General features: G+C 43.0%; 17 protein-coding genes. 10 read left to right on the top strand and 7 right to left on the bottom strand.

Going from position 1 to position 15,907, the window contains the following annotated elements; genetic code table 11:
• Positions 1–20: 20 nt before the first annotated feature.
• Complete coding sequence (locus tag DQQ10_RS05520; RefSeq protein WP_112745841.1) at positions 21–449, bottom strand: PRC-barrel domain-containing protein; 429 nt, start codon at positions 447–449, stop codon at positions 21–23.
• Positions 450–682: 233 nt separating this feature from the next.
• Here DQQ10_RS05520 and DQQ10_RS05515 point away from each other — a divergent pair, with 233 nt between their 5' ends.
• From DQQ10_RS05515 to DQQ10_RS05500, 4 genes are all read left to right on the top strand, one after another.
• Positions 683–889 carry a hypothetical protein gene (locus tag DQQ10_RS05515; protein WP_112745840.1) on the top strand — a complete coding sequence of 69 codons (207 nt, stop codon included), beginning with the start codon at positions 683–685 and terminating at the stop codon, positions 887–889.
• Between the two features lie 253 nt (positions 890–1,142).
• Positions 1,143–4,460: a CheR family methyltransferase gene (locus DQQ10_RS05510; protein ID WP_133259539.1), complete on the top strand. Its 3,318-nt coding sequence runs from the start codon at positions 1,143–1,145 to the stop codon at positions 4,458–4,460.
• Between the two features lie 217 nt (positions 4,461–4,677).
• Entirely contained in the window at positions 4,678–4,887 is a 210-nt protein-coding gene (locus DQQ10_RS28370) for a universal stress protein (RefSeq protein ID WP_394341963.1), read from the top strand.
• On the top strand, positions 4,821–5,240 hold the full coding sequence (locus DQQ10_RS05500; protein WP_165823806.1) for a universal stress protein: 420 nt from the start codon (positions 4,821–4,823) through the stop codon (positions 5,238–5,240). Before DQQ10_RS28370 ends, DQQ10_RS05500 begins: the two co-directional genes overlap by 67 nt.
• Positions 5,241–6,780: 1,540 nt before the next feature.
• On the opposite strand, the gene DQQ10_RS05490 is transcribed toward DQQ10_RS05500, so the two are convergent.
• Positions 6,781–7,341: a helix-turn-helix domain-containing protein gene (locus DQQ10_RS05490; protein ID WP_112745835.1), complete on the bottom strand. Its 561-nt coding sequence runs from the start codon at positions 7,339–7,341 to the stop codon at positions 6,781–6,783.
• Between the two features lie 526 nt (positions 7,342–7,867).
• The gene (locus DQQ10_RS05485; protein WP_112745834.1) at positions 7,868–8,263 is read right to left on the bottom strand and encodes a hypothetical protein; all 396 of its coding nucleotides are present in this window, start codon (positions 8,261–8,263) and stop codon (positions 7,868–7,870) included.
• Positions 8,264–8,506: 243 nt separating this feature from the next.
• Here DQQ10_RS05485 and DQQ10_RS05480 point away from each other — a divergent pair, with 243 nt between their 5' ends.
• On the top strand, positions 8,507–8,935 hold the full coding sequence (locus DQQ10_RS05480; protein ID WP_112746220.1) for a PRC-barrel domain-containing protein: 429 nt from the start codon (positions 8,507–8,509) through the stop codon (positions 8,933–8,935).
• Between the two features lie 133 nt (positions 8,936–9,068).
• Positions 9,069–9,272: a hypothetical protein gene (locus tag DQQ10_RS05475; protein WP_112746219.1), complete on the top strand. Its 204-nt coding sequence runs from the start codon at positions 9,069–9,071 to the stop codon at positions 9,270–9,272.
• A gap of 28 nt (positions 9,273–9,300) precedes the next feature.
• Here DQQ10_RS05475 and DQQ10_RS05470 read toward each other — a convergent pair whose 3' ends face one another.
• Positions 9,301–9,732 carry a hypothetical protein gene (locus DQQ10_RS05470; RefSeq protein WP_112745833.1) on the bottom strand — a complete coding sequence of 144 codons (432 nt, stop codon included), beginning with the start codon at positions 9,730–9,732 and terminating at the stop codon, positions 9,301–9,303.
• A gap of 342 nt (positions 9,733–10,074) precedes the next feature.
• Here DQQ10_RS05470 and DQQ10_RS05465 point away from each other — a divergent pair, with 342 nt between their 5' ends.
• A complete protein-coding gene (locus tag DQQ10_RS05465; RefSeq protein ID WP_112745832.1) occupies positions 10,075–10,371 on the top strand; it encodes a hypothetical protein in 297 nt (98 codons plus the stop codon).
• Positions 10,372–10,378: 7 nt separating this feature from the next.
• Here DQQ10_RS05465 and DQQ10_RS05460 read toward each other — a convergent pair whose 3' ends face one another.
• The gene (locus tag DQQ10_RS05460; RefSeq protein WP_112745831.1) at positions 10,379–10,777 is read right to left on the bottom strand and encodes a response regulator; all 399 of its coding nucleotides are present in this window, start codon (positions 10,775–10,777) and stop codon (positions 10,379–10,381) included.
• A 404-nt stretch (positions 10,778–11,181) separates the two neighbouring features.
• Here DQQ10_RS05460 and DQQ10_RS05455 point away from each other — a divergent pair, with 404 nt between their 5' ends.
• Positions 11,182–11,382 carry a response regulator gene (locus DQQ10_RS05455; RefSeq protein WP_112745830.1) on the top strand — a complete coding sequence of 67 codons (201 nt, stop codon included), beginning with the start codon at positions 11,182–11,184 and terminating at the stop codon, positions 11,380–11,382.
• A 17-nt stretch (positions 11,383–11,399) separates the two neighbouring features.
• Positions 11,400–12,560 carry a sigma-54-dependent transcriptional regulator gene (locus tag DQQ10_RS05450; RefSeq protein WP_112745829.1) on the top strand — a complete coding sequence of 387 codons (1,161 nt, stop codon included), beginning with the start codon at positions 11,400–11,402 and terminating at the stop codon, positions 12,558–12,560.
• Positions 12,561–12,718: 158 nt separating this feature from the next.
• Here DQQ10_RS05450 and DQQ10_RS05445 read toward each other — a convergent pair whose 3' ends face one another.
• Positions 12,719–14,218 (bottom strand): OmpA family protein, encoded by a 1,500-nt coding sequence (locus tag DQQ10_RS05445; protein ID WP_112745828.1) that lies wholly within the window; start codon positions 14,216–14,218, stop codon positions 12,719–12,721.
• Positions 14,219–14,576: 358 nt separating this feature from the next.
• On the opposite strand from DQQ10_RS05445, the gene DQQ10_RS05440 reads away from it, so the two are divergent.
• Positions 14,577–14,831, top strand: a complete 255-nt coding sequence (locus DQQ10_RS05440) for a hypothetical protein (protein WP_112745827.1) — start codon at positions 14,577–14,579, stop codon at positions 14,829–14,831.
• Between the two features lie 140 nt (positions 14,832–14,971).
• On the opposite strand, the gene DQQ10_RS05435 is transcribed toward DQQ10_RS05440, so the two are convergent.
• Positions 14,972–15,859, bottom strand: coding sequence for an SDR family oxidoreductase (locus tag DQQ10_RS05435; protein WP_112745826.1), 888 nt, complete (start codon positions 15,857–15,859; stop codon positions 14,972–14,974).
• Between the last annotated feature and the right edge of the window lie 48 nt (positions 15,860–15,907).

Raw genomic sequence — 15,907 nt, 5'->3', positions numbered from 1 at the left:
GTAATCTCTTTCACAATGAATTAATGGTCCGAGCCAGTGTTCGCTCCCATAAAACCGCCATAATTTCTGGATCGTGTCGTATGAAAATTTGCGTCGGGCCAGTGTTTTTTGTCGAATCCCGGATCATTCTCAAATACAGAACGACTTTGGTCAAAAACGAATGCATGATTCTTAGTGTCAATCGTCAGTGCAGCAAAAGGCACGGCAAAATATTTTTTATTCATCCCTATAAATCCACCGAACGCAATGATCACATACTCGATCCTGCCTTCGTCTATATTAAGCATAATATCTTCGATAGATCCAAGGTCTTCATCAGCACAGTTTGAAATTTTATCGCCAATGATTGATTTTGCTGTTAAAATACGTACAGGCTTGTTAGCTTCCTTGCCTGTGTGATTCTTGCCGGTTGTGTTATCAAGGGCATTTTGATTATTTATTTGTTCCATTGGGGGTAAAGTTAATGTGATCTGCCCGACATCATGTTATACTCTGTATAACAGTTGTTGCAGATATCACACTATGCTGGGTCATTATATGTTGGAATAATGCAACTTAATAAAGGTGGGATGTAACGGTTGTTAACTTAATTAATCTCACCTTTAACTAATTAGCACCGTACCGGTCAGGTGACAGCCTATCAAGTTGATCGCAAGTTCCCGCCAATACTAAACACATCATTATGCACACCTTAAGCAACGACAATATTTATCCCGTCGGCAGCAGCGTAGTGGCCAGACTGGCCCCAGGACCGTTGATTATCGATCAATACTATCAACGCACCTACTACTGCGCCTTCGCAGAGCACCCAGAAATGAAGCATCTTGCTTATTATGAGCGTGAACTCATTCTTTCATCGAAAAAAAACTCAGTAACCAAACTTAAATGAATTATCAAGAAATCATTGTTGTATCATTCTACGATATTGTGAATAATATTTACAAGTTACTCTCGCATGGTATATCTTCAACCTTACGGTGCTCCAGTCTGCTCGTTTCTCCAATTAACAGAAACGTAGGTCCGTCACGCGTCACTTATATACGCATTAGTCGTCGCTGATCTATATCAAATTATACTTTCTCACAAACGGTCCGTTTTATTTGCTAACTTATTGCTGTAAACACGCCATCCGGTATGTCCAGTTGAAAAAGATCATACGCCAGCCGAACAACAGAAAGGTGACAACCTCGACAGTTGATTCGAAGTCCCCGCCACCCAAACCATTTCCTATCGTGGGCTTTGGAGCTTCCGCAGGAGGGCTTGAGGCATTTTCAACAGTACTTAGCAACCTTAGCGCTAACATCGACATGGCGTATGTGCTCGTAATGCACCTGTCACCCAATCACAAGAGCGCGCTTGCTGAAATTCTCCAGCTAAAAACCGAGATGAAGGTCCATACGGTTAGGAATGGCATGGAGGTCAAAATGAACAACGTCTATGTAATCCCACCAAACGCGTCCATGAGCATTGTAGATGGACATCTTAAGCTCGCACCAAGGGTTGTAACGGCGAATGGAAACTTTGCAATTGACTATTTCCTCACTGCGCTTGCGTCGGTTTACAAGAGCAATTCCGTCGGCGTGATCTTGTCGGGTACTGCAACAGATGGTACTCTGGGGCTAAAAGCAATAAAAGCCGCAGGCGGAATTACGTTTACGCAAGACCACTCCGCACAATTTCACAGCATGCCGAAGAATGCACGTGAAGCAGGCTATGCTGATTTTTGTCTACCACCCGAGGCCATTGCCAAAGAGTTAGGTACCTGGGCGAAGACAAGCAATGGCATTGTTGCCAGAGAAGGAGCGGAGCAGGACAACGACGTAGAGATCGACACCGACCGTGAAGCACTAAAAAGAATTTTGACAATAGTAAAGTCGAGGAGAGGGGTAGATTTCTTCTTGCACTATAAACAACCTAGTATCTACAGACGGGTTCTCCGAAGAGTTGCGCTTAATAAACTGTCCTCGCTGGATGATTATTACGCACTGCTCAGGAAAAGTCACAGAGAAGTCGACGAGCTTTTTAACGATTTCCTGATCAACGTAACCAGTTTTTTCAGGGATGTCGATTTTTATAAAGCACTTACGAGCGTCGCAATCCCACGATTGATTAAGGGACAAAAAGCAACAGAAACACTTCGTATCTGGATTGCTGGGTGTGCAACTGGCGAGGAAGCTTATTCGATCGCGATCACGCTTGCGGAATATATGGAGAAGAAGAAACTAACAATTCCTTACCAGGTATTTGCTTCCGATCTCGACGCCGGTGCTATCGAAAAGGCGAGAGTCGGTACGTATTCGATCAGCGCTATGCAGAAGATCTCATCAGAGCGTTTGAAAAAGTTCTTCAGAAAAATTGACGGTCATTATCAGATAGAAAAATCTATCCGTGAAGTCTGCATATTCTCTCAGCAAAATTTGCTGTCGGATCCACCGTTCTCCAGGATGGACCTGATCAGTTGTCAAAATGTATTGATCTATCTCAAGAATGAACCACAGGAAAAAATTCTTCGAACATTTCACTACGCGCTTAAACCCAATGGGTTTCTATTTTTAGGAAAATCGGAATCGATTGGAATTGCGAGTGAGCTTTTCGATTCGCTTGATAAGAAAATCCGGATGTATGGTCGAAAGCAAGCTCCGAGCGAGGTGGTTCGTTTACCCGCTGACTCAACGGAAAAGGTCATCCTGAAATCTCCTCGCCTTTTATCGCAGCCACCGTATGACCTTGAGCGAGAGATCGGCAAAGTGATCTTAAGCAATTATGTGATGCCGTGTTTGGTATTGAATGAAAACCTTCACATTGTGCAATTCTTCGGAATCACTTCACACTATCTTTTACCAGTAGTCGGGAAGGCAAGTTTTAACATTCTTAAAATGATCCGCGAGGATCTCCTGTTCGATCTTCGTATGCTCATTCAGCAAGCAAAAAAAACAGGGCGTACTGTCTCGAAGGAAGGAATCGTTATTCACAATAATAAACGTCCACAAGAGCTAGTGCTCGAAGTTGCACCCCGAAAAATGCAACATGAATCATTTTACCTGGTCATATTCCGGGAGATTCCGGAAAGTAAAACAAAAAAGGTAGCGCTCAAAAGCAAGCCCAAGACCTCTGTTGTAAGGGAGCAAACCATTGTTGGCCTTGAAGAAGAACTTCGCCGGTCTCGGGAATTAATAAAAAGCACCAACGAAGAATACGAAACTACATACGAAGAACTTCAGGCAAACAATGAACAGATCCTGTCTTCGAACGAAGAGCTGCAAAGTATTAATGAGGAAATGGAGACTTCGAAAGAAGAACTGCAATCGGCCAATGAGGAGCTCACCACCATCAACGAAGAATTACAGAAACGAAATCTAGAGTTAAAGCAGTCACAGAACTACGCTAACGCAATCGTCGATACGGTGAACAGTCCCTTTCTTGTACTCACAGCAAATCTGCAGGTACGCACCGCTAACAAATCTTTCTACGAAACATTTAAACTTAACGCTGAAAATACCATTGGATGCTTTATATACGAGCTCGATCATCATTCATGGGATATCCAATCGCTCCGGGAACATTTAAATGATCTGCTCGGAAAAAAAACACACTATAAAGAGTTCCGGCTGGCACACTTTTTTTCGAAACTGGGCGATATGGCATTTCTTGTAAATGCTTACCGGCTCACAGAAGATAAAAGCAAAGAGACGCTCATATTGCTTGCCTTCAACAACATCGGTGAACTCCTCTTGTCAAACTACAAGCTTAAAAGTGCGAATGAACAACTTGAGCAATTCATATTTATATCCGGTCACGACCTGCAAGAGCCACTGCGTAAGATTCAGACATTTTCGAATTATCTCACGGAGTATGAAAATACCGACGACTACATAAAAGAATATGTAGGCAAAATTGGTGACACAGCTTCGAAAATGTCAAATCTCCTGCGCGACCTCTTGAGCTATTCATCGTTGCTTCAAAATCACAAGACACATCCAAGACAAACAGACCTTAACACCGTACTGAAGGATGTATTGATTCAATACGACACGATGATCCAAGAGTGTGAGGCAGTAATAAACGTAGGAACGCTGCCGACGATATTAGCCGACGCCAGTCAAATGGAGATGCTATTTGGGAATCTGATTAGTAACGCACTTAAATTTAATGTAGGTAAGCCTGTAGTAACCGTTACCTCGGAGCCAATTACTCCCGAACAAATCGAGACACATGCGCTGAACAAAGAGAAGGTTTACGTTTGTATCAAGGTTAGTGACAATGGAATAGGCTTCAATCAAAAATACATTGCGAAAATATTTTCTATTTTCCAGAGACTTCACGACAAAAAAGGCATCGAAGGTACCGGCATGGGACTACCAATCGCGAAGAAAGTCGTGGAAGACCACGGTGGGCGTATCTACGCCGAAGGAAAAGAAAATAAAGGCGCTACGTTTTATGTGTTCCTACCAATGACTTAAAGAGAACTACAACGAGTGAGGACGAGTGTATCGCTAGCTAACGTTACCGGCATTTAGCTTCTTTGCTTTTATGTATACCATTCCCAACTTACCCCGCTTAAAATGAAAAAACGCGCAGAGGATTTTATTGCATATCAGCATTTCCTATGTCGCGCATGCTCAAGATTCATCGACTGAAACTACTATCGGCAAACTCGAGCAACTTGAATCCAAGGCAGTGTTGGAAAAGGATCCTTTCCATTGCATGCGTACTGTCATTACCGATCATAATGTAGATCTCGTGGTTATGGACACTTCCGGTCATTCCAGGTTTGAAGAGATGCTTGTAGGATCAAACACCGAGAAGGTGGTCCGTGTCCAGTGCTTGCAGGTCATCAAAAAAACTCCGGAAGAGACTATACGAACATCGTTTATGCGAGTTGCTTAAACCAGAACGAAAGAGCATTTGCCCAAGCGGTAAAGAACACCCAGGCGATGTACAATTCAAAAGTTCACCTTGTAAGGATTAACACGCCAATGAACTTTCAACCCGATCATGATGTAAGGCGTATAATGCAAGAGTTTGCTAGAAAGCTCGGATTGAAAGACTTCACAATGAATATTTACAACGATAGGAGTGAAGAGGAAGGTATTCAACATTTCGCGTCTAGCATCAATGCCGATTTAATCGCCATGGCCACACTTGGTAGAACAGGATTTGCTCAGTTTCTTGTTGGAAGTATTGCCGAAGATGTTGTGAATCATTTAAGTCGGCATGTGCTCAGGTATGTGACGTCTTAATGCTAATCCTGCCAAAAGCTTTCGGACATAAGCTATCTATTTTCTTAGGGTTGCTTAGGAAGTACGCAAAACAAGTTGGATTACAATACTTCTGCCCCGTAACTTTGTATTAAAGTCAAATCTTGGGACAAAGAATAGTTGGTTAAAAAAAAGGTGAACTCAAGTCTACTTACCGATACAATATTTGAACTCCATTACTTCTCAGTGTGTTAACTGACTCGAGTAACAAAATCGTAACGAAATTCACCGGTTTATCGCTCAACAACTCCAAAGAAACCTAAATGCATCTTTGAGTGTCTGTTAGTTGAATAAATTTATGGAAATTACGAGGGATACATAGCGGTTAGCGATGAGTTATTCGTATCATTTATGTAACCCAAAATGCAGTAGCAATTTTTAGATTGTTTTCTTTCACCTTCGCAGGACCAATTTTGGTAGCAAACTTAATGAGATAAAAGATCATTCGATTGTTGGTGATGTTCTAAACGGCTCCAGAGAAAGAAGTGTCAATGTTGACGCCGAATGACTGGTTAAAATCATAGACGTCGAAGGAGTTGAAAAGGCTGATACGTCACTTGATGTGCAATTTTATTTTAAAACGTCATCTCGTATCGGTGTTGTGCTACAAAGAGTTGTTTAGTGTCAATTTTTTATTTGTTGCGTCACCTTGGGTAGAACGCGTATTAGGGTCGGAAGATAATCGTACTTAATGACGCTTTCCCGTTAGCACCTACAGTCCAAATATTGAACACCTATTTTTCACTTGGAAAAGTTTTTCATGACAAAGGATACACATGCGAATACATCTACGGAGGGTACGGCTATTTTGACAACATGAACTATTTCTTCGCTAACTAAGCATTGCGCCAATTGTTATTCCAAAAATTAAAATCGGCATTGGATAGGACTCATTGATATTGCCAACTACTTCGTTTGTATAGATCAGATAATCTATAGCGATGAAATTGAACCGTACGCTGAATTCGTCCCAGAACAGAAACTCAGCTACTGCGTTGAATAGTAGCGCGACAGAGAAATGAAAAACAAAAAACAAAAAAATGTGTGAAGTATCTGTGCCACCGCCCATTGACTAACTTGTCGGGCGATAGCCATAGGTAGAACACGAGCGGAATGCTGAGGTAGATCGCATTAACCATGTCAAATAGTAAACCTAAAAGGAACATTCCAACGATGTTACTCACTGTACATCGACAAATTCAAGAGACTTGATCATGAGCGAAATCCGTATTAAAAACGATTGCAATTACAAGTATGATTAGCAGCACCCAGAGTTTGATTCGGTGCGTCATAGGGGTTAGCATGGAAAGCATCATGCATGCAAGTAGCCGCGAGATTTTGTGGAAATTCTGGAGCTGGAATTTTCGTCAGGTGGAATTTGTGGGTGTGGTGTAAATCTGGAGAAATTCTGGATTTGAGATGCAGTGAAATCTGTTTTGATGCTGTTAACGTCAGCTTGGATTCAATTTCACGGCCGGAGAAGCGATGCCCAGGCTTGTCGGCCACATCGCGATGCGATTGGTTATAGATCTTCGAGATTACTGTTTCGCTTTTCTTTTAGCTTTTTGTAGAATGATGGCGTTAGTCCTGTGATTTTTTTGAACTGCGCCGATAGATGCCCCACGCTGCTGTAGTGCATTTTGTAAGCGATCTCGGTTAGATTTAATTCGGCATACAACAACAGCTCTTTTACTTTCTCGATCTTGTGTTGGATGATGTATTGTTGAATCGTGATGCCCTTTACTTCAGAAAAGATATTGGATAAGTACGTGTAATCATAGGATAGCTTGTCGCTTATATAATTCGAGTAGTTTATCTTCGGCAACTCGTCTTCATAATGAATCATCTCGATAATCACCGCTTTTATCTTTTCGATCAAAATGCTTTTTTTGTCATCGAGCACGATCAGCCCACTTCGAAAAAGGTTGTCCCTTAACGCAGCAAGCTGCTGTTCTGTCACATCGTTGGGAGTTTCGACAACACCAAGTTCAACCGAGGACACTGTCAATCCTTGTTTTTCTAATTCCTCTTTCACGATCATCTTACACCTGAGGCTCACCATATATTTGACGTAGATCTTCATAGTTGCATGCACATCGGTTGTCCGTACTCAAGTCGATCGACCGACGGTGTCTATACTTCGTTTTGTCGTCCTTGACACGATCTAGACTTAATATCAACGGCGGCGGATTCTGTGGTTTCGACGATTAGCAGGAGTGCATTAAAGATAGGCGTTATGGTTGGTAACTCAACGTTCAAAAAGATCAACGTTTAGCAAAGCGGTTAAATCTCGCTTATAAAGGTTCATGGTACAGATTGTCTTGATGATTAGCGCAAAAGTAGAATAAAATATCTTCACGGCGTAGGAGAAAACAGGATTCAAGGTCGTGGTGGGCTAAGGGACGTACGGCGGTTCAAGGAGGCTTCTTTGCGCCGATTTTTGATTTCTACAAAGCACATTACTGTATCTCTGGAATGCTGGTGCGTGAGAGAGGAGTTTGTAGATGTTGTCGATGATCTGATACAAGGGAATAATGATAATGCTTCTTAGATGCTTCATAAGATGTTTGTTTGCTTGATGAGTTTTTTAGCGGCGAATGTCTCCCGAATCAGGGTGCACTGATGCTATCGTCGATACGCAAGTCGCCGTTGGGATATCGCGATGGTGGCGAATATTTATAGTAAACATTGATTTCGCTTTTAACATAGTTTTCAAGCGAGTTCCTGAATTGCGTGTTAGTGCCGCAGGCGACGAAGACGTTCTCCAAATGGGCACAACTTCCTTTTGTGTTAAGAATTTTAATCAGCGCTGCATGTGATTTAGCCAAGTCACACCCGATCGCGTGGTGTCTAACATACGAAATGATGACAATGTCATTGTCTGGTTGCAGAATGTTTTCGAGTCGTGCTCTTAGATCGGCGACCTCGGCGACCACTTCCGGAAAATCGGCTGGATGAAAGTCGCTGGGTTTGTTGTCTTCGAAATATCTGGATAGTGCGTTCATAGTAAGATCGCCCGGAAAGGGGTTTAAGCAATGTAGTCATTTCTGTTGCTCAATGTGTTGTAAAGGGATTGTGGATCGTTATAGGATTCACACATTGTTTCGTTGGTAAAGTGGGAAATATGCAACGTTGCAAAATCTTCGTATAACACATCTGTGAGCTGATGTTGCTAGCTTTACGCGGTTGACACGCTGCAACAAATGCAGACGCGTTCAATTGGTGAGAACAATTTACAAATGAATTTTATGGAAGAGTTAAAAAATCTGAACAATCCTGATAATATCACCGGAAAGAATCATTCTGGAAGGAATGCAAACGATCCGGTACGGATACTTACGGCGAAGTCAATCATTGGTGATAAAGTGTTCAATGATTCCGGGGAAGATCTTGGGAAAATAGAAGATATTATGCTCAATATCGACATCGGGAAAATTGAATACATAATAATCGCTTTTGGTGGATTTGCCGGAGTTAATCAGAAATATTTCGCCGTTCCTTTTGAGGCACTTACGCTCGATACAGAGAATCGCACGTTCATTTTCGAGCAGAGCCGATCAGCCTTTGAAAACAATCCGGGCTTTGATAAAAAGCATTGGCCAGATGCAAACTTTCATTCCGAATTCTCAGGCAATTATGGTGGTTTTATGGGCGCTAATACCGGTTCTGATCATTAGGCATTCCCTCCCGACCTTGCGCGGTATGTTGATTGATTGCCCCGGTGTATGCTGGATCAGAGTTTTCATCGGGCAGTTCTGCGCGCTCGGTGTTGTGGTATTACATCGTAACCAGTATAAACAAACCTTAAAAATGAAAACATTAAGTAACGATAACATCTATCCAGAAGGTACACGTATTTCAGCAAGAGTAAATCCCGGGTTGCCACTGATTATTCGCAAATATTATCAGCGCATTTATTATTGTGAAATTGTGGGAGATGAGTCTCATAGCCACCTCGCTTACTTTGAACGGGAACTCATTCCGCCTGCTACGGTTTCGACTGATCAAAAATAGGTCCTTCACTGCTGATTACTTTGCATGACTACGCTAATGCCCTGACGTCATCGAAGCAATGTAGCGTTAAAATTGCTGAGTAACATTGCGCTTCGGACTTCGGACACACTGTGTTCGTGTAGTTTGGTGACATGTTTGCTGAGTGGTGCACTATTAAAGTACACGACTTTAAACCATCGGTGATCCTTACTTTATACCTACCGTCGGGAAACGCCGTAAAGTCAACGAGAAATGAAGGCAATTCCGGCTGACGAGCTTTCTTTTGAATCATTAAGTATCCTTCATCGTTGTGAACCGTTACAAAGACAATTCCGGTTTTTGCTCCCGTGCAGCGCAAGATGTATGAACTACTGAATCCCTTCCTGGTAATTGTAAAAGAAATTGGCGCGACGGAAGGCTTGGCTTCCACGTCAATGAACGCGATACAAACGATGATGAGCAGAATTTTCAAATTTTTCATTTTGCCAAACTGTATTGCGAAGTTAGCCCATCGTACTTTCAGCCGGTTACACTATTGCCGTCAATCGTTATATTCTTTACGGCTCCATAAACTTTTCCTTACTCAATATATGTCTGGGGACAGACGACAGTCATTTATGCGTTTTGACCAGTAGCATATGTAAAAGACTTGAGACGCAGCATAACCCGTTTCGTCATGAAATGCTTTCTTTTGTGCAGTCGTTAAATATGTAAAAGACACGAAGGCCCTCTCTTGAATGGTTGGAGGTTTGTAGTGTACTTCCGATAAGCAGTTCGGGACGTGCCAAATCACTTTTTCATTATTCGTTATTTAAAGCTTCTTATGGAAATAAAAGATCAACCGAGAGTAGAGGACGTGATTTCGGTATTGGAATTCAAGTTGCTGATGAAGTCGATCGTTGATCATCATGCTAAAATCCGGATCAAGTATTTGCCAGACGGAGGATCGTGGACAATAAACTTCTTCAACGTTGTGATGGTTACCGACAAAGGGATGATTCTTAGCGACGAAGAAAATAATAAGATATTATCAATCTCTTTGACTAATGGCATAGTTCAATTTATTATTGATGAACAGTTTGATAGTTATCTGCCGAATCTTGCTTATGCAGTTCAGTAAGGTGGGATTACGGTGTTTGATGATGTTTTAGATCGATGTACTCCTCGATAACATTGCAAATGTTTTCCTTCAGCTCCCTGTACGAAGAAGCCTTGATAACAATCCGGTCGACTCCAAGACGATCAAATTCCTTTAGTTCGTTCGGACTAAGGCTCCCGGAATGAATAACGAGCTTGGTTTGTGTCCGGTCGGTTAGTTTCTTTATTAAATCCAGGCATTCTTTGCAGCTAACAGGAAGGATGTGGCCGTCGAGGAAGATTATGTCGGGGGTAGTTTGTGCGAGATTTCTCCTAATATCGGAGTATGTATGAGGAGTCACACAAGTTGCTTCGGGAAAAAGTTCAGCGACGGCATCACAAAATAGTAGTCTGTCGTCCGGGTCGTCGTCTATCATCATGATGATCATCTTGTACTGTTCTTGAAATGAAGTTAAGTATATCGAAAGGGCTCTGCGTTAGTTCGAGAGATCGGATTCGGTGAGTTACTGAAATAATTGTGCCGTAGATAAATAGTCGTTTTGATGGTGTACGTTACCCGTAATAGAGATTTAGCTTTTGTTAGCTAGGTGTGTAAACTGCGCGCAGCGTCTCTACGGTTTTTGCGCGCGCTGAAGGGAAGTGCAGTGAAGTATAGCTCGAGTATGAAGCGCTTAAATAATAGGCGTAGTAAGCGTGTCGGCATCACAACGTTAGTGAATCCATAGATTAGTTCCATAGTATTTGATGTACTATAGATGTAGCTTTCACAAAAGCCATTACTAGCGCGATCCCCAAGTCATCACGGGCGATCATTTCGCTTAAACAAGCAACTATGAAATCAATTTTAATCATCGATTATAGTCGAACAAGCAGGATCGCCGTACGGAAAAGTTTCAACGGACATGATTTGACCTGGCATGAAGCGAAGAACGGAGATGACACCTTCGGGATTCTTGAGACATTTACAATTGATCTTGTTATTTGCAATGCTGTATTGGGACGCGCTGATGGCTTGGAAACGTTGTCAAAATAAATCGGTTGTATCCTGCCATGCCCGTTGTGATGCAGTCAGAGCATTATAATGTGCGAAATGCTGTAGACGCGCTCCGTCGTGGAGCATCGAATTATATTGTCAAGACTGTTGCTTCAGGTCAACTGGTGGAAGTTGTCATGGAATTGCTGCGTGACAATGAACCGAAGTTAGCATTGCCGGCGAAAAAGAACAAAGCTGAAAGTATAGCAACCGTGCCCGAGGGCTATGTTTTGAGTTCAAGTCTTTTCTTTCTGCAAGTTTTAAAAACCATTGATCTGGTTGCGCCGACAAATTATTCGGTAGTGCTATATGGAGAGAGTGGAAGTGGGAAGGAAGCATTTGCCCGTGAAATTCACCGCCGAAGTCGTCGGGCTTCGCATGCTTTTCACGCTATTGATTGTGGAACATTGTCTTCAGAACTTGCGCGCAGCGTTCTTTTTGGTTATGAGCAAGGCGCGTTTACGGGCGCAGCGAAACAACAAAAAGGAGCATTTGAAATAGCTTCAAACGGTACACTTTTCCTTGATGAGATTACCAATCTCGGGCTAGACGTGCAGGCATCTCTTCTTCGTGTGATCCAGGAAAAGAAAGTCAGGCGTATTGGCGGAAATGAAGAAATTCCGATTGACGTCCGCATAGTGGTGGCCAGCAACATTCGTCTGATTGATGCTGTGAAGACGCACACATTCAGGACGGACTTGTTTCATCGGTTCAACGAATTTGCGTTGAATATTTTGCCGATCAGAGAGCGCAAAGACGACATACTATTTTATGCTGAACACTTCCTTGCTAAAACGAATGAAGAGCTTCACAAGAATGTCAGTCATTTTTCACCAGCAGTAGTGCTTGATATGTTAAGTTATCATTGGCCTGGCAACTTGCGTGAACTTCGGAACGTGATCAGGCGTGCCGTGCTCATGTCGGAAGACGATGTGATATCAGATTTATCGTTGCCCGGCCAACATTTGCCATTGGTGCTTCCTATGGAGGGAAAAACTATAGCGGTGCAGGAGGTAGTTGTGCAGGCCGAACAGGTGTATCGTAGTATTGTATCGGTGCTGCAGCAAAATGGTTTTAATAAAAGAAACGCTGCGAAGGTTCTCAATATTGATGTTAAAAGTTTGGCCATGAGACTGGAAGCGTTCGCTAAAATAAAAGGTTTTAAACTGAAGTTTTGAAGATTAAGTATAAAAACAATGGAATTGCTGCGGTTACACATTGAACGCGCGCTTGCGACTCCCTGAATTGGCTCCGGAGTTGTTGGTCAGCAACAACAGGCAGGCAAAAAAAAATACTAACCTTCCGATCAGTATTTTTTTCCATGAAACGCTGTAAATCATTTCAGAATAAGTTCCAGTGCAACACGGCGGTTCTGCGCTCGCCCTGCCGCCGTTGAGTTGTTTGTGATTGGCTGTTCTTCGCCGAAACCAGTGGCTTCGATTCTATTTTCAGAGACACCTTTGTTGATGAGATAGGCTTTAACGGCATCGGCTCTGGCTTGCGAAAGCTTGAGATTCGCTTCGGCGGATCCTTGCGAGTCTGTATGTCCTCCCATTTTCAACGTGTAGTCGTCATATTCTTCCAGAATGCTTACAACTTCATCAAGCATCGGGTTGGAGCTTACTTTTAGGATTGCTTTGCCGGTTTCGAAAGTTATCCCACGCGTAGCAAAATTCAGGCGTTTTTTAACCTCTTCTTTTACAACCGGGCACCCGTTGTTCGCAACATCGCCAGCTGAGGTAGGGCATTTGTCAATTGCGTCTGTAACGCCATCTCCGTCACTATCTGTGGGACATCCGACGGAGTCCACCTTGATTCCTTTTTCAGTGTCAGGACATTTGTCAGCTGAATCCTGGACCCCATCATTGTCACCATCAGCACAGCCTTCAAAAATATCAAGTCCTGCTAAATTCGGACACTTGTCTTTAGCGTCTTCAATTCCATCTCCATCACTGTCCGGACACCCACCGAAACGTTGTACGCCAGGCACGTCGGGACATTTGTCATCGACGTCTGCAACATTGTCTTGATCTTTGTCTGGGCAACCCGCCAATGCAGTCGAACCTGCTACAGCAGGACATTTATCAAGATAGTCGGCCACGCCATCAGTGTCGGCATCAACAGGACATCCTTTTGAGTCTACTTTTGCCGTATTCGGTGTATCGGCACACTTGTCTCTTTTATCAGCTACCCCGTCCGCGTCTGTATCTACTGGTTTTCTCAAGTTGAAAACCAATCCTGCGCTATGTTGGAGGTATAAGTCATTGCCGCCGCTCTTAACGCCATCCCATGAGTCAAATAGTGGCGCATTGATAGTGTTGGCTACCTCGAGCCCAAAGCGATCGTTGAATTGAAACAGAATACCCACGCCGGCAGCAAGGTTCGCTTTGATCTCTCCGTCGGTGATTGGTTCTGATGCAAGCTCGCTATATTGCTTGGAGTCAATGTAAGATCCTCCTGCACCGGCAACAAGAAAAGGAGCGATCGCAGCATCCTCTTTGAAGATGTAGCCATTATTGAACTTATACTTAAATTTGAGATTAAGCACGTAAAAGTCAGCGTCAAACCCTTCCGTGCCAGCGTCGTTTTGATAGCGGACTTGATTGAATGAGATTTTCTCTACAAGGTTGAACGATGGATTGAGATATTGTTGTAAGGATACTGCACCACCAACTTGCTTTGATGGAAAGCTGTAGAAATGATGCTTATTTCCATTCAGGTCTCCATCATATTCGGACATCGTTACGTGAAAGCCTAGCGCGCCACTTTGCGCTAACACCACGTTAATCAAGAGCAGTGATAAGCTCATGAAGGATAAAGTAATTTTCTTAATCATATGTTGTACGTTATAAGTTTGTCATTTATCTCAGTTGAAATAGTAATGCCTTAATCAATACATCATGCAACGTCATTATGATGATCCCGTTTATCGCTTTCATTAAATACGGGGGATATGATTTCCCTGTTGAGCAAGTTTGATCCCGTTAATCGTATGCAGTTTACGCGTGATTTATATAAAGTTTCATGAATAAATTCTTGTGTGATATCCGAATGAAACGAGTATTGCTCTGGCGGATTCTACAATACGAACGTATTACTTTATGAACATTCTGCGATAGGAGTTCAGGTATTGTTAGACGCCGACGGGCGCAGGCATGTGTATTTGAGATACTGGAATTAAACCAAACTAAATTATGGAAAATGTAATGACAAACACCGAGCATGAAGAAGGTACGCTGGCGAAGACCATAGAAGATCAGACGGCGAAGCTGCCCTCGGATGTATTTCTATGGGCATCTGTAGCGGCCATCGCACTATCACTAACGATGAAATTATTGAAGAAGGACGATGCAGCATTGTTCATCGGACAGTGGACGGCGCCATTTCTTATGCTAGGCATCTATAATAAGATGGTGAAGCAAAATGGTCACGATAAGATCAGCGAGTAAAGCGAATTTAACAGTGAAGCGGCCAAAGGGATTTAACTCTTGGCCGCTTTCGTGCTGATTAGTGCATTCTACTGTTGTGCTATGATCGGATAAGACTTAGCTTCGTTTGTGTGGTGTCAAAAATCATTTCGATCAATGTACTATATTGTCGGATATCCCCCTGTAACTTGTATCGTAGATGCGGTCATATAACTTGAGTCTTCACTCGCGAGCATTACAAAAGCCGGAGCAAGCTCGGCGGGTTGCCCAGGCCGTTTCATAAATACACTTTCGCCGAATGTTTCAATGTGTTCCTTGCTCATGGTTGAGGTAATAAGCGGCGTCCAAATTGGACCTGGTGCTACGCAGTTTACACGTATACCTTTCTCAGCCCACATTTGTGCCAGGCTTGCCGTGAAATTTTGGATCGCAGATTTGGTTGCTGAGTACGGAATCAATTTGGCAGGTGCCTTATAAGCATTCACTGACGTGGTATTGATAACGGTACTTCCAGGTTTAAGATACTTTTCGGCTGCTTTACAGAAATAGAACAAGGGATAAATGTTAACCTTAAATGTTCTATCCCATTCCTCTGAGGAGATGTCTTGCAGCGAGTGACGTTCCATCTGAAATGCGGCGTTGTTCACGAGGATATCGATCGACCCAAACTCCTTAACACACGATTCGATAATACGGATGCAGTGGCTTTCGACGCTGATATCTCCCGGAATCAAAAGGGATTTTCTTCCTGCTTGCTCAATAATGGCCGCTGTTTGTTCCGCATCCTCATGTTCATTTAAATAGGAGATCACAACGTCGGCTCCTTCACGCGCGTAAGCGATCGCCACAGCGCGACCTATTCCGGAGTCTCCGCCCGTGATGATGGCAACCTTGCCGGATAATTTGCCTGACCCTTTATAAGATGTTTCACCATGATCTGCCTTTGGACGCAAAGATTTTTCGTAACCTGGGATAGGCTGCTTTTGATTCTCGAACGGTGGCTTCGGATATTCTTTTATAGTAGCAGCGTCATTTGTTTTTTCTGTCATGGTACTAGTGATTGTTAATAATGATACGGTCGTATGATCACGCCAGTA

The sequence above is a fragment of the Pseudochryseolinea flava genome (assembly GCF_003286915.1).
GTDB lineage: Bacteria > Bacteroidota > Bacteroidia > Cytophagales > Cyclobacteriaceae > Ohtaekwangia > Ohtaekwangia flava.
Note: the sequence above shows the minus strand (reverse complement) of the source record. Positions and strands in the feature narration are given on the sequence as shown.